Raw genomic sequence first — 19,168 nt, forward strand, 5'->3', positions numbered from 1 at the left:
ATGATTTCAGCATAAAACTGTGAGGTTTGCATTATTTTTCGCTTAAACGAAAAATATATTTTATTGTATACTTGGTACGTTTACAACTTCATTTACATCTACTGTATAATCTACACCATCAACTTTAAACCCAAAAAGGTTGTAAAAATCATTACTATATCCTTCTAAATCTCCAATTTCAGATAAGTTTTCTGTAGTAGCAGTTTCCCATAATTTAGAAACTTCTGCTTGTACATCTTCTCTCATCTCCCAATCATCAACTCTAATTCTTCCTTTTTCATCTAATGCTAAATCTCCACCAAATAAACGCTCGCTATACAAACGCTGAATTTGTTCGATACATCCTTCATGAATTCCTTTTTCTTTCATTGTTTTATATAATAGAGAAATATATAAAGGAATTACAGGAATTGCAGAACTAGCTTGTGTTACTAATGCTTTATTTACAGAAACAAATGCACGACCTCCAATAGATTTTAAATCATCTGCAATTGTAAAAGCAGTTGCTTCTAAATGATCTTTTGCAGCACCAATGGTACCGTTTCTATATACTGGTTTTGTAACTTCTGGGCCAATGTAAGAATAAGCGACTGTTGTTGCTCCTTCTGATAAAACATCTGCTTCTTTTAAAGCATCCATCCACATTTTCCAATCTTCACCACCCATTACAGTAATTGTATTTTCTACATCATCACCTTCTGCTGGTTTTATAGAAATTTCTGATACTTTACCCGTATGAAAATCTACCGTTTTATTAGAGAAATCTCCACCAATTGGTTTTAAAACCGATTTATATCTTTTTCCTGTTACAGGATGTGTTCTTACTGGTGATGCTAAACTGTAAATCACCAAATCTATCTGACCTAAATCTTCTTTGATTAGTTCTACAACTTGATCTTTAATTTCGTTAGAAAATGCATCTCCATTAATACTTTTTGCATACAAACCTGCAGCAGTTGCTTGTTTTTCAAAAGCAGCTGTATTGTAAAAACCTGGTGAACCCGGTCTTCCTTCTGTACCTGGTTTATCAAAGAAAACACCAATTGTTGCAGCATCTGAACCAAAAGCACTAGATATTCTAGAAGCTAATCCAAATCCTGTTGATGCCCCTATTACTAATACTTTTTTTGCGCCGTCTATTTTACCTTTAGACTTTATGTATTCTATTTGATTGATTACATTTTGCTCACAACCTACAGGGTGAGATGTTAAACAAATAAATCCTCTTGTTCTTGGTTCTATTATCATTGTTTTTGTTTAGTTTGCTAAAAAAGAATTTACATTCTTTTCTATTCTATTTAATACATTATCTGTAGAAGCTTTTAAAAAAGTTTCTCCAGTAATTTGTTCATATAACTCTATATATCTGTTAGAAATTTCGATGATTTTTTCATCATTCATTTCTGGTATTTCTTGTCCGTCTTTTCCTTGAAAACCATTTTCTATTAACCACTGACGTACAAACTCTTTAGACAATTGTTTTTGAGTTTCTCCTTTTTCTTGTCTTTCTTGATATCCATCAGCATAAAAATAACGAGAAGAATCTGGTGTATGTATTTCATCAATCAATACAATTTTACCATCTTTCGTTTTACCAAATTCATATTTAGTATCGACTAAAATCAACCCTCTTTTTGCTGCAATTTCTGTACCTCTTTTAAATAAAGCTCTTGTATAATTTTCTAATACAATGTAATCTTCTTCAGAAACAATTCCTTTTACCAAAATATCTTCTCTAGAAATATCCTCATCATGCTCACCATTATCTGCCTTTGTAGATGGCGTTATAATAGGAGTAGGAAATTTATCATTTTCTTTTAAACCTTCTGTCATTTCTACACCACACAAAATTCTTTTACCTAATTTGTATTCACGTGCTGCATGCCCAGAAACATAACCTCTAATTACCATTTCTACCTTAAAAGGTTCACATAAATGACCTACAGCAACATTTTCATCTGGGTTTGCAATTAACCAATTAGGAACAATATCTGCGGTATCATTCATCATTTTTGTTGCAATCTGATTTAAAATTTGTCCTTTAAAAGGTATTTGACGTGGTAAAATAACGTCGAAAGCAGATAATCTATCTGTGGCAACCATTACTAAAAGTTCATCATTTATATTATAAACTTCTCTTACTTTACCTTTATAAACAGATTTCTGGTTAGGAAACTGAAAGTTAGTTTCGTTAATTGTATTCATTATATGTTATGTTGTTGTGGCTGCAAAAATAACTTTTCTTATTTTATTTCTTTTTATTTTTTAAAACTTTTATTTGCTTTAAATTATCTGAAATTGGTGTTGCAGTAATTACTTTTTCTCCGGGTATAAAATAGAAAAAATAAGCCGAATTTTGTCCTACTTTTCTAACATCTAACCTTGTATTATCTTTAAAGACTAAAGTATAATTAGGTATAATTTCTTTTGTATCATATTTACTTTTTGTGCCAAGCGCCATACCAGTTCTCATAGAAATAAAAAGTAGAAAAAAGGTAAACATCATACCTGGTATAATATTATCCTTTTTTTCTAGTCGAGCATATTTTTTATCCATCTTTTCTAGATTGTATACTTTCTTATACCAATTTTTAACTCTTAAATATTTGTAAAACTTAAACATCCAATTGTTGAAATACATATACATTAACCAAAACATGATGGATAAAAACAAAGAAATAAACCAATTATTTGTTAATAAACTAATAGGAGAGATTAAAGCATCTAATATTGTAGTATAATTTAAATAAGAAACACCAAAAATGCCATAATAAATAGCATCACTTACAATACCTAAAATGATTAAATATAAATATCCAATATAAAAGTAATCTTGTAACCCTAATTTTTCTTTATCAATTTTTATCATTCTACTATTCTGTTTCTATGCTTTTATATGCAGAAATAATTCTCTTAACCAACCTGTGTCTTACCACATCTTTATCATCTAAATATACTTGAGCAATTCCTTCAATATCTTTTAATGCTAATAAAGATTCTTTTAATCCAGAAACTTGTTTTCTTGGTAAATCTATCTGACCAGGATCTCCTGTAATAATAAACTTTGCATTTTTACCCATTCTGGTTAAAAACATTTTCATTTGATTGTGCGTTGTATTTTGCGCTTCATCTAAAATTACAAAAGCATTGTCTAATGTTCTACCACGCATAAAGGCTAATGGTGCAATTTGTATTACGCCTTTTTCTATGTTAGATTCTAATCTTTCGTGCGGAATCATATCTCTTAATGCATCATATAAAGGTTGCATGTAAGGATCTAATTTTTCTTTTAAATCTCCTGGTAAAAAACCTAAATTTTCTCCAGATTCTACTGCAGGTCTTGTTAAAATTATTCTTCTAACTTCTTTTTCTTTTAATGCTTTTACAGCCAATGCAACAGCTGTATATGTTTTACCAGTACCTGCTGGTCCAACAGCAAATAACATGTCATTTTTAGACATTAAAGAAACCATTTTTCGTTGATTTTCGGTTTGTGGTTTTATCAACTTACCACTAACACCATGTACTAAAACATCTTTGGCATTTTTTGCTGCAATGGTTTTTTCTTCGTTACCATTAGATGTTAAAATTCTTTCAATACTATTTTCATCTAATTTATTATATCGATTGTAATATTTTATTAATCGATCAAAACGGATTTCAAATTCATTTAAAATTTCTGGCTCTCCATAAATTTTTAGTTTAGATCCGCGAGCAACAATTTTAATTTTCGGAAAGTATCTTTTTAATTGCTCTATAGTACTGTTATGTGCTCCAAAAAAATCTTTCGGATTAATTTCTGTAAGCTCTATAATGCGTTCGTTCAAATGATTATTTTTTATTAGTTGATTACAATTATATTTCAACTAAAAATAGCAATTAAAATTACCAAAATGATTAGATTTGCGTAAAATAGTTAACAACTTTTACACAACTAATTAACAATAAAAAAATTAATGCCCTTTATTACATTAACTACTGATTTTGGAACAAAAGACCACTTTGTAGGAGCTGTAAAAGGTGCTATTTACTCTGAGCTTTCTGATGCAAAAATAATTGATATTACACACGAGATTTCTCCTTTTAATATTACAGAAACTGCTTATATTTTAAAAAACTCTTATAAAAGTTTTCCAGAAGGTACTATACATATTATTGGCGTAGATTCTGAACTAAGTGATAATAACAAACATATTGCCTTAGAATTAGACAATCATTTTTTTATTTGTCCCGATAATGGCATTATTTCTATGATTACTTCAGAAATTAAACCAACAAGAATTGTAGAAATTAATATTCATGATAGAATAGAAAGTAGTTTTCCTGTTCTAGATGTATTTGTACAAGTTGCTTGTTTTATTGCTAGAGGCGGTAATTTAACTGTTATTGGTAAAGAAATTACTACTTTTAAAAAGATGGTTGAAATTCAGCCAAAAGTAAATCAAGAAAAAAATAAAATTATTGGAGGTGTTGTTTATATTGATAATTACGGTAATGTAATTAGTAATATTAGTAAAAAGATGTTTCAAGAAATTGGTAAAGGACGTAAGTTTAAAGTAAATGCCAGACGTTATTCTTTTACCAAAATCTTTAAAAAATACAACGAAATTACTGATAATACCAACAAACAGTTTGATGGCGAAAAATTAGCCATTTTTAACTCTGCACAATATTTAGAAATTGCAATTTATAAAAGCAATTTAAAAACCGTAGGAGGCGCATCTACACTATTAGGTTTAAATTATAGAGATGATATTACTATCGATTTTTTTAACGAACCTAAACCAGATTTTACACCTTTAACTTAAAAATATGTTTGTAAGAATTGTAGAATTAAGTTTTCATCAAAAAAATATTGAAGAATTTTTACTATTCTTCGAAAGCAAAAAACCTTTTATTAGAGCTTCTAAAGGTTGTAATCTTTTAGAACTATATCAAGACAAACAAAACCCAGAAATCTTTTTTACCTATTCTTATTGGGATAAAGAAGAAGATTTAGAAAACTATAGAAATTCTAATTTCTTTAAAGAAGTTTGGGTAAAACTTAAAACATTTTTTTAATGACAAACCTCATGCATGGAGCGTGGATAAAAAAGTAATTGTACACTGAAAAAAAATAGATAATTAATATAAAAAATGAGTTTCGATTTTACAACTTTTCCTGTTTTAGAAACAGAAAGGTTAACATTAAGAGCATTAAGTTTAGACGATGCAAAAGCAGTTTTTGGTTTAAGAGCCAATAAAGAAGTAAACGAGTTTATACAAAGAGATGCGCCTAAAAACCTTGCTCAAACAAGAGGCTATATCGATTCTGTAATTAATTTAATAGACAATAACCAAGGTATTCTTTGGGTGCTACAATCTAAAAGTAGCGAAGAATTGTTGGGTACAATTGGTCTTAGAAATTTTGATATTGCAGATAATTATGCAGAAATTGGTTACGAAATTCATCCTGATTATCAAGAAAGAGGTTATATGACAGAAGCTATGGAAAAAGTGATAGCATACGGATTTGAGCAAATGAACTTAAATACAATAGAAGCTTTTACGCACAAAAATAATATTGCTTCTATTACGTTATTAGATAACCAAGACTTTCTTTTACAAACAGACAGAGAAGACGAAAACGTAGAAGACAATAGAATCTATAAATTAAGTAAATAATAATTACTATTTATTTGGGTGTAATTTAAAGTTTTACACCCAAATAAATTATAATTTAAAACACAGTAAACTACAACCATTTGATAGCAATTTTAAAAAAAGAATTTAACTCATTTTTCGCAAGTACCATTGCTTATTTAGTAATCGCTGTTTTCTTGTTGATTAACGGTTTGTTTTTATGGGTATTTAAAGATGATTTTAATATTTTAAATGCAGGATTTGCAGATTTAAATCCATTTTTTTATTTAACTCCTTGGATATTTCTTTTTTTAATACCTGCAATTACCATGAAAAGTTTTGCGGATGAATTTAACAACGGAACCATAGAACTTTTAAAAACAAAACCAATTTCTGATTGGCAAATTGTTTTAGGTAAGTTTTGGGCTTCTTTACTGTTAATTGTCGTTTCTTTAGTACCAACATTAACTTATGTTTACACAGTCTATAAATTAGCAAACCCTATTGGAAATATTGATTTTGGAAGTACAATAGGTTCTTATATAGGTCTACTTTTTTTGGCTGCAACTTACACATCTATTGGTTTATTTACCTCTACACTTTCTAAAAATCAAATAGTTGCTTTTATTTTAGGTGTTTTTATTACTTTCTTTTTGTTTTATGGTTTTGATACCATTTCTTCATCCTTAGAAAATAATATAACCCTAAAAAAAATGGGAATGAATGAACATTTTAAAAGTATTTCTAGAGGAGTTATAGACACTAGAGATATTATTTATTTTTTAAGCGTTACCATTTTCTTTTTATTCATCACTAAAACACGTTTAGATAATGAATAAAAAAATCAAAAATATTATCATTTTAGTTATCGGATTAATCGTTCTGAATTTTGTGAATCAATCTTTTTACAAACGATTCGATTTAACTGCAGATAAACGTTACACGCTTTCTGAAACCACAAAAAGCATTATTAATAAAGTTGATAAAAGTATTTTTATATCAATTTATTTAGAAGGAGATTTTCCTTCAGAATTTAAAAGATTACAAATAGAAACGCGCCAATATTTAGAGGAATTAGCTGCGGAAAACAGTAATATCAAAATTAAATTTATAAATCCAGACTCTCAAAGAGAAGATTTAATAAAACGTGGCATGATGCCAAGTCAATTAACTGTAGAAGAAGAAGGTAAACTTTCTGAAGCAATTATTTTTCCTTGGGCAGAAATCTCTTATGGTAAAAAAGCAACCATTGTTTCTTTGTTACCAAATGTAATTGTAGCATCGCAAGACGAGCAATTACAAAAAGCAATCGAAAACCTAGAGTATATTTTTTCTAATGCAATCAATTCTATTACGCAATCTAAACAAAAAAGTGTTGCTGTAATTACTGGTAATGGAGAATTACAAGATATTTATCAGTACAGTTTTTTAAGTGAAGTTGCTAAAAAATACAAATTGGCTAAATTCACATTAGATTCTGTTGCAAAATCTCCACAGAGAACATTAAAAGATTTAAGTTCTTTAGATTTAGCAATTATTGCTAAACCTACACAACAATTTACCGAAGAAGAAAAGTTTACACTAGATCAATATATCGCCAATGGCGGAAAAACATTGTGGATGCTAGATAATGTGCAAGCCGACCAAGATAGCTTGTTTAACAACGGAAAATTATTAGCATATCCGAGGGATTTAAACTTAACCGATTTATTATTTTCTTACGGAATTCGCATCAATACAAGTTTAATAAAAGATTTATACGCAGCACAAATTCCGTTAGCAACCGGTAAAGTGGGTAATCAAACGCAGTTTCAAAATTTAGAATGGTTTTTTCACCCATTAGTTGGCGGAAATCCAAATCATCCAATTACAAAAAACCTTACTCCTGTTCGTTTACAGTTTGCAAATCAAATTGATACTTTAAAAAATAACATCAAAAAAACACCTTTATTATTGAGTTCTCCTTTAACTCAAAAGGTTGGAACACCAAGTTTTATTGAATTGCAATCTATTGCTGATGAAGTTATAGAAAATGAGTACAGAAGCGGAAATCAATTATTTGCTGTTTTATTAGAAGGAAATTTTAAATCGGCTTATAAAAACCGTGTAAAACCTTTTAATACGCCACTTTTTAAAGAAAATGCTACCAATAATAAAATGGTTGTAATCTCTGATGGTGATCTCGGAAAAAATCAAATTTTAAAAGGAGAACCTTATGATTTGAACAGAGACAAATGGACAAATCAAGAGTTTGGAAACAAAGATTTTTTAATAAATGCAGTAGATTACTTATTGGATGATATCGGTTTGATTCAATTGAGAAACAAAACACTACAAATTAAAACTTTAGACAAACAAAAAGCGTACAAAGAAAGAACTTTTTGGCAATTTTTAAATGTAGTTTTACCTCTTATTTTATTATTAATTTTCGGTTTTGTATTTAACTTTTTAAGAAAAAGAAAGTATAGTTAAATTTTTATAAAAGTGTTCTCGATACAGTTTTCTCTTAAAATCAAAAATAACTCAAACTGATAAATACCTATTTTTTATACATAAAGCCCCAATAAATCATCATGAATAAAAGTATAATCTAAAACTTCTTGTACTTTTTTAGAACTGATAATTTTCCACTCGTAAACCTCATTATTTTCAAATTCTGGCATTTCAAAACCATTACTTAATTTTGCCAAAGTATAAAATTCTCTTCTTGTTGGGTGATGATTAGAACAAGCGTTAAAAGTTTCATCCCAACAATTCTGATCGATAATCTCGTGAATAATTTCTATACAATCTTCTTTATGAATCATGTTTACAAAACCTTTTGGTTGCGGAATTTTTCGCCCGTTTTTAAACCAATTAAAAGGTTGCCTTACATCTCCAAATAAACCAGCAAAACGAATAATTGTAGTTTCGAAAAATGTTTTTTCTCTAAATAAATTTTCTATTTCTACTAAAGGATGATTTTTAATAACTTCCTCTTCTTCTGTCATTACTTTATTAATTCTATCATAAACAGAGGTTGAACTTATAAAAATTACTTTTTGAATGCTAGAATTCTCTATTTGAGAGATCAAATTTTCAAAGCCATCAATATCTTTAGAAGTAATGGCAACAACTAAAATATCCGAATTTAAAAAACTATCAAACTCTTCAAATTCACTAATATTAATTAAATAAGGTTCTATTCCGTTGTCTTCTAAAAGGTCTAGTTTCTCTTCGCTTGTTGTAGAACCTTTTACAAAGTAACCTTCATTTAACAAAGAAATTGCTAACGATCTCCCTAACCAACCACAACCTAAAACACTAATATTTTTCATTTAAACCTTCTTTTCTTTCACAAAGATACAATCCATTTTTAAGGTTTTGTTAACAATACTCATTTTTTGAAATCGTAATTTTATCAAAATTAAAAACGATAAAAAAATGAAAAAATTTTTACTAGGTCTATTTGTAGTTGCTATTTCTTTTTCTACAACAGCACAAAAAAAGCCAAAAGCAAGTCAATATTCTAAGATAATTCAAACAGTTGGTATTACAGATGTTACTGTAGAATTTTCTAGACCGCTAATGAAAGGCAGAACTATTTTTGGAGAATTAGTTCCTTTTGGAAAAGTTTGGAGAACTGGAGCCAATGAAAATACTAAAATAACTTTTAGCAAAGATGTTACATTTTCTGGTAAATCTTTAAAAGCAGGAACTTATGCATTATACACAATACCTAACAAAGAATCTTGGGATGTTATTTTTTATTCTGATGCTACAAACTGGGGAAATCCAAAAGAATGGGATGAAAGTAAAGTCGCTTTAAAAGTAAGTGCAAAAGTAGATTCAATACCAATGAAAATTGAAACTTTTACAATCTCTTTTGATGACTTAACAATGACATCTGGAGTTTTAGGTTTAATGTGGGAAAACACTTACGTAGGTGCAAAGTTTGAAGTAAAAAACTAAAAACACCATTAAAATATTTTATTTAAAATCTCAAGTGAAAGCTTGAGATTTTTTTATGATTTATATTATTAAAATTCTTTTTCTAAATAATTAACTTTGTTTTAAATAAATAAATTTAGGTATCATGAAAGAAATGTGGGATAATAGATATGCAGAAAATGAATATGCTTACGGTACAGAACCTAACTTGTTTTTTAAAGAATCTTTAAAAAAATACAACATAGAAGGTAAAATTCTTTTTCCTGCAGAAGGAGAAGGAAGAAATGCTGTTTATGCAGCCAAAAAAGGTTTAGAATCTTTTGCTTTTGATATTAGTATTGAAGGTAAAAACAAAGCTTTAAAACTTGCTAAAAAAGAAAATGTAGGTTTAAATTATGAGATTGGTGATTTTTTTAATCTAAATTTATTAAACGAAAAATTTGATGCTGCTGCTTTAATTTTTGCGCACTTCCCTCCTACTATAATAAAAAAATATCACACTAAAATAGCGGAATTGATAAAACCAAATGGATTTATAATTCTTGAAGGTTTTAGCACAAATCATCTAGAACTACAAAAAGAAAATCCGAATGCAGGAGGACCAAAGAGCATAGATTTTTTATTCTCTATCGATATGATTAAAAAAGATTTTCCAAATTTTAAAATTATATTACTAGAAGAAAAAGAAGTTGTATTAGATGAAGGAGAGTATCATAAAGCAAAAAGTAAAGTTATTAGGTTTATAGGAAGAAAAATTAGTTAAATTCTAGTATTCTAAACCTATAATATTTCTAACTTTATCCAAAGTTTTTATCAAGTTTAAAGAAAAATCGAAAGTCATAATATCACTTTCTGTTTTGTTTTCTCTTAATAATTGATTAAAATGTTCTGTTTCGAAACTATAACCAATTGTATTGTAATTGAAGTCTATAATTTCTTCGCTACCATTTTCTATAATACTTACAGTGGTTGGTTCATGAAAACGTGTATTTATAATTACAATTGCTTTTTCTAAAGTAAAAATAGCATTTGTAGGTGTTTTTTCTAAAAGTGTACTTCTTAAAAAAGCTTTGGCTGTTTTATAATTAAAGATAACATTACATTCAGAATCTGCTCCGTTTTCAAAAAAAGTAGCTTCTGCTTTAATAGAATCGGGGTTTCCTAAACTTGACAAAGCTGCAAAAATTGGATAAATACCAATATCTAATAAACTACCACCACCAACTTCTTTTTTAAACAATCTGCTATCTGTATTGTACACATTGTAAAAACCAAAATCTGATTCCAAAGTTTTTACTTTTCCAAATTTTTCACTTTTAATTATGTCTAAAACATATTTATAATGTGGTAAAAAATAAGTCCATAAGGCTTCCATCAATAAAACATTATTTTCTTTAGCCACATCAATCATTTCTTCTACTTCTTGCAAATTCATTGCAAAAGGTTTTTCGCATAAAACTGCCTTTTTATGTTGTAAACAAAGTATGGCATGTTCTTTATGAAAACTATGTGGAGTGGCAATATAAACCGCATCTACATCAGAATCTTTAGCCAGTTCTAAATAAGAATCATATGCTTTTTCTGCATTGTATTTATTAGCAAAATCAACTGCTTTTTCTTTACTTCTAGAAGCAACGGCTACCAATTCTGCATTTTCTAAAGTTGCTAAATCTTTGGCAAATTTATTTGCTATTTTTCCAGGGCCAATAATTCCCCATTTAATTGTTTTCTTTTTCATAATTTAATTTTTTATCAATATTAAAGTATCCTAAAAATAAAAACAAAATAATTAGTGTAACTACATGAGCAATATTTAAAGAAACATCATTCAAAATATCGTAAGTAATTTTAAAAATAGCTAAAGAAGTTATAATTAGAACAATTTTACTTTGATTATTTATAGCTTTAAATACAAACAATAAAGAAAAAAACAAAACCAAAATACATCCAATAAAATTTAACCATAAATAACTAATAATAGGCTCTAATCCTTGTGATTCTAATTGGTAAATTCCAAAATAATAAATAGAACAAATGAGAATTTGTGTTATTAATGCAGCTATAAAAACTGCATTTCCTTTTACTTTTTTAAAGAAGAATGCTAACAAGAAAATCCCTAAAACATTTCCGTAGAAAATAGATCCAATAATATTTACTAACTGAATTAAATTATCAAATAAATTAGCAATACAAGCTACAGAAATAGCAATAAGTCCCCAAAGTAACGTAAACCATTTTGATGCTTTTACAAAATGCTCTTCACTTTTTTCTTCTTTTACATTTCGCTTATACAAATCTATGGCGGTTGTACTTGCTAACGCATTTAATTCTGATGCTGTTGATGACATTGCAGCCGATAAAATTACGGCCAATAAAAGCCCAATTAATCCTCTTGGTAAATTGTTTAAAATAAAATGAATAAAGACATAATCTTTGTCATTAGACTCTATTTTTTTTAAGGTGTTTTTTTCATCAACCTTTTTAATAATTTCTTTTGCAGCTTCTTTTAATTCTAAATCTCTTTTGTTTAAAGCCTGAATTCTGTCTTTTTCTTCTAATTGAAATCCATCAGAAAACAACAATCTTTTGTCATTTTCTATTATGGTATGTTCTGCTTCTAATTGTTGATATTCTTCAACAAATTCCGATTTTAAAACTTCTTCATTTGCTCCTGGATTAAAATTTAAAGGCGATGCATTAAATTGATAAAAAACAAAAACCATTACACCAATTAACAGAATAAAAAACTGCATTGGCACTTTTAATAATCCATTAAAAATTAAACCTAACTGGCTTTCTCTTACAGATTTCCCAGATAAATAACGTTGTACCTGACTTTGATCTGTTCCAAAATAAGACAACATTAAAAAGGTTCCTCCTAAAATACCTGTCCAAACTGTGTATCTATTACTTAAATCAAAAGAAAAATCTAACACTTCCATTTTATTACTTGCACCTGCAATTTCTAATGCATTTGTAAACGTAATATTCTCTGGCAACTGACTCATTATCATAAAAAATGCAATTAGCATTCCTATAAAAATGATAATCATTTGTTGTTTCTGCGTAACATTTACCGCTTTTGTTCCTCCTGAAACTGTGTAAATAATTACCAAAAAACCAATGATAATATTTAACGTTAACAAATCCCAATCTAAAACAGCACTTAAAATAATTGCAGGAGCAAAAATGGTAATTCCGGCAGCCAAACCACGCTGAATTAAAAATAAAATTGCCGCTAAACTTCTGGTTTTTAAATCGAATCTTCCTTCTAAAAATTCATAAGCTGTATACACTTTTAATTTGTGATAAATAGGTATAAAAACCACACAAATTATAATCATTGCAATTGGCAATCCGAAGTAAAACTGCACAAAACCCATTCCACTATGAAAAGCTTGCCCTGGCGTAGATAAAAATGTAATTGCACTTGCTTGCGTAGCCATTACAGACAAACCAATCGTCCACCATTTAGAGTCACTTCCTCCTTTTATATAATCGGTTACGTTGGCATTTTTTCTAGTAACATACGTACCGTAAGCAACAATAAAAATTAAAGTAACAGACAGAATAATCCAATCTATTGTATGTAATTTACTTGCAATTTCCATAAACTAAACTGTAAAATAATTTGTGATAAAATAAAATGCAATCAGGTAAATTACATTTGCAATTAATACCAATGAGTATTCTTTTTTCCAGGTATGTTTTGGTTCTTTCATGTAATTTATTTTGAAGCTATTTCCTTCTTTCCACTATATCTTTTTCTTTGTTTCTCTATACAAATTTTTCATCCTTTAAAATTCACTCGAACTAAGAGAAAAAGGATGCCGTTTCAATCAGGGCTAAACCTATTTATTTACTTTCTATTTCTTTACCAACAGATAACATATTTGCGAATATTTTATAAGCTCCAGAAACTCCGGCAGGTAACTCTCTAAAGAAACTTAAACCTGTATAAATGTAATTTCCTTTACCATATTTTGCAATTAGTAAACTTCCCAATTTCATATTTTCTCCTTTATCATGCATCGATAAAACTGGCACATAAGCTTCGTGCCAAAAAACAGGAAAATACAAACCTCTTTCTTGTACCCAACCATTAAAATCTTTGTTGGTAATTTTATTAGGAAAATTCATTAAAGTGTTTTCTTCTGCTAAAATTAAAACTTCTGCATGTTCATCAGTTACTCTATCTCTAGATAATTTTAAAGGATAAGGAGCACCAACATCTACATTTCTATTGGTATTGTATTGTACAACCATATTCCCTCCTTTTTCTACATAATCTAACAAGAATTTTTGTTTAAACTTTAATTCATCTACAACATTATAAGCTCTAACCCCTAAAACAATTGCATCGTATTTATGTAAATTTTTATCATTAATTTCAGCAGGATTTATCAACTCTACCTTATAACCAATTTGACGTAAACTTTCTGGCACAACATCTCCTGCTCCTTTTATGTAACCAATATAATCGCCTTCTTTTTTAATGTTTAAACGAACAACTTTGGCTTCAGAATTAAGTAAAACAGCCTGTTTTGGTATATGATTGTAATTGATTTCTACAAATTGTTTAGTATAATCTTTTCCTTTAGAATTTGCAATTACTTTTAATTTACCCTCAGATTCATTTTCTGTTGGGGTTACCGTAAATTCTATAATTTGTTTATCCCCTTTTAAAGGAATGTTAAAATTGATTTCTTTAGGAGAAACCACCCAATTTTCTGGCGCTTCTAAACGAACATTTCCATTAATATAATTTGCACCAGCACTTACTTCTACTTTGATTTTCTTAGGTGAATTATCAGAAAAAATAATAACTTTATCTAATAGTTTTGTAGACACTTCTGGTAAAACTTCAAAAGGTTCATAAATTTCTCCTTTATCTCTTTCTGAATAACGTCTAACAATATTTTTTGTAATTGTTATCGGTACAAAATTAATAATTAATTTATACGTTATTTTTGTGATACTTGGTGTTTCTGGCAACCCAATTAATTCTTGATTATCTACAGTATACATGCCTAAACTAGCATCTTTACGCAACCAATAAGGGTCTGTATAATCATTTGTTTTTAAAGTAATTTTCTCTTTAAACGTAAACTTTTTATTCTTTGTTAAATTAAATCCTTTAAAGATTTCTTTATTATCTAAATCAGCAATTATGGATGTTAATTGAATATTTACATCACTTCTATTTAAAACTTCAAAATTTACATCAATTTTAGAGTTTGGTGTTCCAGAAGAGCTATTTGCAGAAGCTTCTAAATACAAACCTGCACAAGCTTCTATTACTTCTTTTATCTGCTTTTCTTTAATTGTTTTCCAATGATTATCTTCTAAATTCTTAATCATGCTATAGGCTAACATTAATTTAGGTAAATGTTTAGACGGATTTACAAAATCGAAATTTGCTTCTACATCATATAAAATCTTACCAATTGCTCCACCATCTTCAATACGATTCCAAGTAGTATTAATTCCAGAAAAAATATCGCTTTTAACTTTTAAAGAATCTCCTTTTAAAAACTCTACATATTCTTTTTGAGATCCTCTTGTTGTTAATCGACCAAAACCTTGACTTAGATGTTGGCTACTTGCAATAGAAGCAATCTCGTTATTAGACAATCCTTTTAAAGCGTAATATTCACCAATATCAAAAGAAGTTAAATCTTTTGCAGCTTCATTAAAAGCCGCCGCACTTTTAAAAGCTCTTGATGATGTATTGTAAAACAATCGCTTAGGTTGCCAAGTGTCGGTATATTTTAATTGATCATTGTATTTTAAAGAATCTTTTGCTATATCAAAAGCGGCTACACTTAACATTGCAGAACTTGTATGATGCCCGTGTGTAGTACCTGGTGTTCTATGATCGAATCTATTGATAATTACATCTGGTTTAAAAGTTCTAATTGCCCAAACAACATCACTTAAAACTTCGTCTTTATTCCAAATTTCTAAAGTTTCATCTGGATGTTTAGAAAAACCAAAATCATTAGCTCTTGTAAACATTTGTTCTCCTCCATCTACACTTCTTGCTGCTAATAACTCTTGCGTTCTAATTACCCCTAATAACTCTCTAATTTCTGGTCCTATTAGATTTTGACCTCCATCTCCTCTGGTTAAAGACAAATAACCTGTTCTTGCTTTTACATGATTAGATAGATAAGAAATTAAACGAGTATTTTCATCATCCGGATGAGCGGCAATATATAAAGCGGTTCCTAAAAAATTTAATTTCTGAACTTTTTCATAAATTTGATTGGAAGTTAATTTTTGTGGTTTTTGAGCAAATATTGATATAGAAATCAATAAAAAAGCAGCAATAGAAAGTAAATTTTTATTCATAATTAAAATATAATCAAAAACAAAAGTAGTTTTTTAAGTAACAGATTTTAATTTGTTAACATAATTATAACGTTTCTTAATCTGTTAAAAAAAGTGCTGATAACCTGTTGATAAAATAATTTTTAAAGTCACTTTTTTAGAATATATTTGTAAATCAAATTAAGAAAAGACATTACATGAAATTTATTGTATCTAGTTCGCAATTATTAAAACAATTACAAGTTTTAGGAGGCGTTATAAATAGCAACAACACTTTACCAATTTTAGATAATTTTTTATTTGAATTATCTGAAAATGAATTAAAAGTTTCTGCATCAGATTTAGAAACAACTATGAGCTCTGTAGTTGATGTAGAAAGTGACAGTTCTGGTTCTATTGCTGTTTCTGCACGTTTGTTGTTAGATACCTTAAAAACTTTTCCTAACCAACCACTTACCTTTAAAACCGATGGAGAAAGCACTATAGAAATTAGTTCTGATCAAGGTAAATATGATATGGCTTATTTTGGTGGAGATGAGTTTCCTAAAGCCGTTTCATTAACATCACCAAGTACAACAGTTGTGCCTGCAAGCATTTTAGGAACTGCTATTTCTAAAACAATTTTTGCTGCCGGAAATGATGATTTACGCCCTGTAATGAGTGGAGTTTTCTTTCAGTTTAGCTCACAAAGTTTAACTTTTGTTGCTACCGATGCTCATAAATTGGTAAAATACTCTAGAACAGATGTTACTGCAGATCAAACTGCAGAATTTATTATGCCAAAGAAACCTTTGAATTTATTAAAAGGGATTCTAGGTGGTTCTGAAAGTGAAGTAACTATTGAATATAACGATGCAAATGCAAAATTTACATTTGATAACATTGTTTTAGTTTGTAGATTAATTGACGGAAAATATCCTAATTACGAAGCAGTAATCCCTAAAGAAAATCCAAATAAATTAACGGTTGATAGAGCTTCTTTTTTAAACTCAGTAAGACGTGTTTCTATTTTTTCTAGTAAAACTACGCATCAGATTCGTTTAAAAATGGCAGGAACAGAATTAAATATTTCTGCAGAAGATTTAGATTTTTCTAATAAAGCAGACGAGCGTTTAAGTTGCGATTACCAAGGTGATGATATGCAAATTGGTTTTAACTCTCGTTTTTTAAGCGAAATGTTAAACAACTTAAGTTCTAGCGAGGTTTTAATTGAAATGTCTTTACCAAACAGAGCTGGAATTTTAACACCTATTGATGGAACTGACGAAGGTGAAAAAGTAACGATGTTAGTTATGCCAGTTATGTTAAACAACTAAAAAAATCTTCTTTTTTGAGATAAAATAATAATTATTCTTAAAAAATAAGAGTATATGATATTTAAAACCACAACTAAAAGTTGTGGTTTTTTGTTTACATTTACCCTTATGAATTTTTTAGCTCACCTCTATTTATCAGAAAACAATACCAATCTTATGATTGGTAATTTTATTGCTGATCATATAAGAGGTAATAATTACCAAAAATTTTCGAAAGAAATTCAGCAAGGTATTTTCTTACACAGAGAAATAGATACTTTTACAGATACACATCCTATTGTTAGGCAAAGTAAACGAAGATTACATCCTCGTTACAGACATTATGACGGTGTTATCATCGATATTTTTTATGATTATTTTTTAGCTAAAAATTGGGTAAATTACTCCGAAATTCCTTTAGATATTTACACCAGATCTGTTTATAATTTGTTTAATAAAATAAAATTAGAACTTCCTTTAAAGTCTCAGAATTTTATCAAATATATGATTGAATATGATATTCTTTACAATTATCAATTTAAAAATGGAATTGAACGTGTTTTAAACGGAATGAATACTAGAACAAAAGGTAAATCTCAAATGAATTTGGCAATAGAAGATTTAAATATTTTACATAAAGAGCTCGAAGAAGATTTTACCTTATTTTTTAAAGATTTAAAAGAATATTCACATCAAAAAATAAAAGAAATCGACGAATAAACATCTAAATCATGAAAGAAACACTTCTATTTTTATTCTTTTCATTTTTATTTTTCAGTTGTAAAACGACAGAAAAAGCAACGAAATGGAAAGGTCAACCTCCTGTAAAAGCAGTTTCTACAAATACTAAACCAACTCAAAAACAGTATAAAGACGTCTTTAATTTAGGTGATAATATTTATGTAACAAACAATTTTGATGGAGCAAGATTAAACGGTATCACAAGAATTAATGATACGTTAATTAGCACACTTATTACTCCAGAAAATACACCTATCAACACTAGTCCTTGGTATGCTTTTAAAATTTGGTCTAAAAAACCAACAAATATCTATATAAATCTAACATATTTAAACAATGTAAAACATCGTTATCATCCTAAAACTAGTATCGATGGTAAAAACTGGAATCCGATAGAACCTATAAATTATCAACTTATAAGAACTGATACAACTTCTAAATCAGCTAAAATTGCGCAATTAAAATTAGCAATTAATGCTGATACTTTATGGGTTGCTGCACAAGAGGTAATTAATTCTACAGACAATAAAAATTGGATACAAACATTGGTAAAAAAACCATTTATTAAAAGTAAATCTATAGGATTTAGTAAAGAAAAAAGAACAATTGAAGCTTTAGAGATTGGAAAAGGTTCTAATAAAAAAATGATTGCCGTAATCTCTAGACAACATCCGCCAGAAGTTACTGGTTATTTAGCCATGAAATCTTTTGTAGAAACAATTGCTTCTGATACTGATTTAGCAAAAAATTTTAGAGAACAATTTTCTACCTATGTGGTTCCTATGGTAAATCCTGATGGTGTTGACAACGGGCATTGGAGACATAATGTTGGCGGAATTGATTTAAATAGAGATTGGAGTAATAAAAATCAGCCAGAAATAAACGTTGTAGAAAACTATTATAATAGTCTTACTAAAAATGAAAAAAAAATATATTTTTTTGTAGATTTTCATTCAACATATCATGATATTTTTTACACAGTAAATCCTGCATTAAAAAGTAATGCTACTGGTGTTGTGCCAAAAATGATACAGCAAATGGGAGAAGAGTTAAACTTAGACCCTAACATAAAACCTTCAGATAATATAAATTCTGTAATCTCCACTCGATATTTCTTTAATACCTTTAATGCAGAATCTTTAACTTATGAAATTGGAGACGATACACCTAGAGATCTTTTAAAGAAAAAAGGAGAAGTTTCTGCAATTAAATTAATGCAATTATTACTAGAACAAAACTAAATATAC

18 protein-coding genes are annotated in these 19,168 nt (G+C 28.4%); 10 read left to right on the forward strand and 8 right to left on the reverse strand.

What is annotated here, in order from left to right:
• Nucleotides 1-60: 60 nt before the first annotated feature.
• The 4 genes from fabV to ACJJVY_RS06065 are packed head-to-tail and all read right to left on the reverse strand — an operon-like array spanning nt 61 to nt 3,827.
• The gene (gene fabV / locus ACJJVY_RS06050) at nt 61-1,248 is read right to left on the reverse strand and encodes an enoyl-ACP reductase FabV (RefSeq protein WP_405606108.1); all 1,188 of its coding nucleotides are present in this window, start codon (nt 1,246-1,248) and stop codon (nt 61-63) included.
• A gap of 9 nt (nt 1,249-1,257) precedes the next feature.
• Nucleotides 1,258-2,205: a phosphoribosylaminoimidazolesuccinocarboxamide synthase gene (locus ACJJVY_RS06055; protein ID WP_405606109.1), complete on the reverse strand. Its 948-nt coding sequence runs from the start codon at nt 2,203-2,205 to the stop codon at nt 1,258-1,260.
• Nucleotides 2,206-2,248: 43 nt separating this feature from the next.
• A complete protein-coding gene (locus ACJJVY_RS06060; RefSeq protein WP_405606110.1) occupies nt 2,249-2,869 on the reverse strand; it encodes a hypothetical protein in 621 nt (206 codons plus the stop codon).
• Nucleotides 2,870-2,873: 4 nt separating this feature from the next.
• A complete protein-coding gene (locus tag ACJJVY_RS06065; RefSeq protein WP_405606111.1) occupies nt 2,874-3,827 on the reverse strand; it encodes a PhoH family protein in 954 nt (317 codons plus the stop codon).
• A gap of 129 nt (nt 3,828-3,956) precedes the next feature.
• On the opposite strand from ACJJVY_RS06065, the gene ACJJVY_RS06070 reads away from it, so the two are divergent.
• From ACJJVY_RS06070 to gldG, 5 genes are all read left to right on the forward strand, one after another.
• Nucleotides 3,957-4,808, forward strand: coding sequence for an S-adenosyl-l-methionine hydroxide adenosyltransferase family protein (locus tag ACJJVY_RS06070; protein ID WP_405606112.1), 852 nt, complete (start codon nt 3,957-3,959; stop codon nt 4,806-4,808).
• A gap of 4 nt (nt 4,809-4,812) precedes the next feature.
• The gene (locus ACJJVY_RS06075) at nt 4,813-5,061 is read left to right on the forward strand and encodes a putative quinol monooxygenase (RefSeq protein ID WP_405606113.1); all 249 of its coding nucleotides are present in this window, start codon (nt 4,813-4,815) and stop codon (nt 5,059-5,061) included.
• Nucleotides 5,062-5,136: 75 nt separating this feature from the next.
• Complete coding sequence (locus tag ACJJVY_RS06080; RefSeq protein WP_405606114.1) at nt 5,137-5,664, forward strand: GNAT family N-acetyltransferase; 528 nt, start codon at nt 5,137-5,139, stop codon at nt 5,662-5,664.
• Between the two features lie 80 nt (nt 5,665-5,744).
• Nucleotides 5,745-6,461: a gliding motility-associated ABC transporter permease subunit GldF gene (gldF, locus tag ACJJVY_RS06085; protein WP_405606115.1), complete on the forward strand. Its 717-nt coding sequence runs from the start codon at nt 5,745-5,747 to the stop codon at nt 6,459-6,461.
• A complete protein-coding gene (gldG, locus tag ACJJVY_RS06090) occupies nt 6,454-8,094 on the forward strand; it encodes a gliding motility-associated ABC transporter substrate-binding protein GldG (RefSeq protein WP_405606116.1) in 1,641 nt (546 codons plus the stop codon). The genes gldF and gldG overlap by 8 nt, the downstream gene beginning before the upstream one ends.
• Before the next feature lie 74 nt (nt 8,095-8,168).
• Here the strand turns inward: gldG and ACJJVY_RS06095 are convergent, their stop codons facing one another.
• Nucleotides 8,169-8,939, reverse strand: coding sequence for an NAD(P)H-binding protein (locus ACJJVY_RS06095; RefSeq protein ID WP_405606117.1), 771 nt, complete (start codon nt 8,937-8,939; stop codon nt 8,169-8,171).
• 106 nt (nt 8,940-9,045) lie between these two features.
• On the opposite strand from ACJJVY_RS06095, the gene ACJJVY_RS06100 reads away from it, so the two are divergent.
• Together ACJJVY_RS06100 and ACJJVY_RS06105 are read left to right on the forward strand one after the other, a co-directional pair.
• Complete coding sequence (locus ACJJVY_RS06100; RefSeq protein WP_405606118.1) at nt 9,046-9,573, forward strand: DUF2911 domain-containing protein; 528 nt, start codon at nt 9,046-9,048, stop codon at nt 9,571-9,573.
• A 124-nt stretch (nt 9,574-9,697) separates the two neighbouring features.
• On the forward strand, nt 9,698-10,315 hold the full coding sequence (locus ACJJVY_RS06105) for a class I SAM-dependent methyltransferase (protein ID WP_405606119.1): 618 nt from the start codon (nt 9,698-9,700) through the stop codon (nt 10,313-10,315).
• Between the two features lie 3 nt (nt 10,316-10,318).
• Here ACJJVY_RS06105 and ACJJVY_RS06110 read toward each other — a convergent pair whose 3' ends face one another.
• The 3 genes from ACJJVY_RS06110 to ACJJVY_RS06120 form a co-directional block, all read right to left on the reverse strand.
• Entirely contained in the window at nt 10,319-11,290 is a 972-nt protein-coding gene (locus ACJJVY_RS06110) for a Gfo/Idh/MocA family protein (protein ID WP_405606120.1), read from the reverse strand.
• Nucleotides 11,271-13,163: a sodium:solute symporter gene (locus ACJJVY_RS06115; protein ID WP_405606121.1), complete on the reverse strand. Its 1,893-nt coding sequence runs from the start codon at nt 13,161-13,163 to the stop codon at nt 11,271-11,273. Before ACJJVY_RS06115 ends, ACJJVY_RS06110 begins: the two co-directional genes overlap by 20 nt.
• A gap of 244 nt (nt 13,164-13,407) precedes the next feature.
• Nucleotides 13,408-15,906 carry a PIG-L family deacetylase gene (locus tag ACJJVY_RS06120; protein WP_405606122.1) on the reverse strand — a complete coding sequence of 833 codons (2,499 nt, stop codon included), beginning with the start codon at nt 15,904-15,906 and terminating at the stop codon, nt 13,408-13,410.
• Nucleotides 15,907-16,082: 176 nt separating this feature from the next.
• On the opposite strand from ACJJVY_RS06120, the gene dnaN reads away from it, so the two are divergent.
• From dnaN to ACJJVY_RS06135, 3 genes are all read left to right on the forward strand, one after another.
• A complete protein-coding gene (dnaN, locus tag ACJJVY_RS06125; protein ID WP_405606123.1) occupies nt 16,083-17,201 on the forward strand; it encodes a DNA polymerase III subunit beta in 1,119 nt (372 codons plus the stop codon).
• A gap of 156 nt (nt 17,202-17,357) precedes the next feature.
• Complete coding sequence (locus tag ACJJVY_RS06130) at nt 17,358-17,900, forward strand: ACP phosphodiesterase (protein WP_405611599.1); 543 nt, start codon at nt 17,358-17,360, stop codon at nt 17,898-17,900.
• Nucleotides 17,901-17,911: 11 nt separating this feature from the next.
• Nucleotides 17,912-19,162, forward strand: coding sequence for a M14 family metallopeptidase (locus ACJJVY_RS06135; RefSeq protein WP_405606124.1), 1,251 nt, complete (start codon nt 17,912-17,914; stop codon nt 19,160-19,162).
• The last annotated feature ends 6 nt before the right edge of the window (nt 19,163-19,168 follow it).

The organism is Polaribacter sp. Asnod1-A03 (genome assembly GCF_045063585.1).
Classification (GTDB): Bacteria; Bacteroidota; Bacteroidia; order Flavobacteriales; family Flavobacteriaceae; genus Polaribacter.

What these genes read in the sequence shown, in the direction of transcription:
- ACJJVY_RS06100 (WP_405606118.1), top strand. Translation starts at nt 9,046, where the DNA reads ATGAAAAAATTTTTACTAGGTCTATTTGTAGTTGCTATTTCTTTTTCT.
- ACJJVY_RS06120 (WP_405606122.1), bottom strand. Translation starts at nt 15,906, where the DNA reads ATGAATAAAAATTTACTTTCTATTGCTGCTTTTTTATTGATTTCTATA.
- ACJJVY_RS06105 (WP_405606119.1), top strand. Translation starts at nt 9,698, where the DNA reads ATGAAAGAAATGTGGGATAATAGATATGCAGAAAATGAATATGCTTAC.
- ACJJVY_RS06095 (WP_405606117.1), bottom strand. Translation starts at nt 8,939, where the DNA reads ATGAAAAATATTAGTGTTTTAGGTTGTGGTTGGTTAGGGAGATCGTTA.
- ACJJVY_RS06130 (WP_405611599.1), top strand. Translation starts at nt 17,358, where the DNA reads ATGATTGGTAATTTTATTGCTGATCATATAAGAGGTAATAATTACCAA.
- ACJJVY_RS06135 (WP_405606124.1), top strand. Translation starts at nt 17,912, where the DNA reads ATGAAAGAAACACTTCTATTTTTATTCTTTTCATTTTTATTTTTCAGT.
- fabV (WP_405606108.1), bottom strand. Translation starts at nt 1,248, where the DNA reads ATGATAATAGAACCAAGAACAAGAGGATTTATTTGTTTAACATCTCAC.
- dnaN (WP_405606123.1), top strand. Translation starts at nt 16,083, where the DNA reads ATGAAATTTATTGTATCTAGTTCGCAATTATTAAAACAATTACAAGTT.
- ACJJVY_RS06070 (WP_405606112.1), top strand. Translation starts at nt 3,957, where the DNA reads ATGCCCTTTATTACATTAACTACTGATTTTGGAACAAAAGACCACTTT.
- ACJJVY_RS06060 (WP_405606110.1), bottom strand. Translation starts at nt 2,869, where the DNA reads ATGATAAAAATTGATAAAGAAAAATTAGGGTTACAAGATTACTTTTAT.
- gldG (WP_405606116.1), top strand. Translation starts at nt 6,454, where the DNA reads ATGAATAAAAAAATCAAAAATATTATCATTTTAGTTATCGGATTAATC.
- ACJJVY_RS06110 (WP_405606120.1), bottom strand. Translation starts at nt 11,290, where the DNA reads ATGAAAAAGAAAACAATTAAATGGGGAATTATTGGCCCTGGAAAAATA.
- ACJJVY_RS06080 (WP_405606114.1), top strand. Translation starts at nt 5,137, where the DNA reads ATGAGTTTCGATTTTACAACTTTTCCTGTTTTAGAAACAGAAAGGTTA.
- ACJJVY_RS06115 (WP_405606121.1), bottom strand. Translation starts at nt 13,163, where the DNA reads ATGGAAATTGCAAGTAAATTACATACAATAGATTGGATTATTCTGTCT.
- ACJJVY_RS06075 (WP_405606113.1), top strand. Translation starts at nt 4,813, where the DNA reads ATGTTTGTAAGAATTGTAGAATTAAGTTTTCATCAAAAAAATATTGAA.
- ACJJVY_RS06055 (WP_405606109.1), bottom strand. Translation starts at nt 2,205, where the DNA reads ATGAATACAATTAACGAAACTAACTTTCAGTTTCCTAACCAGAAATCT.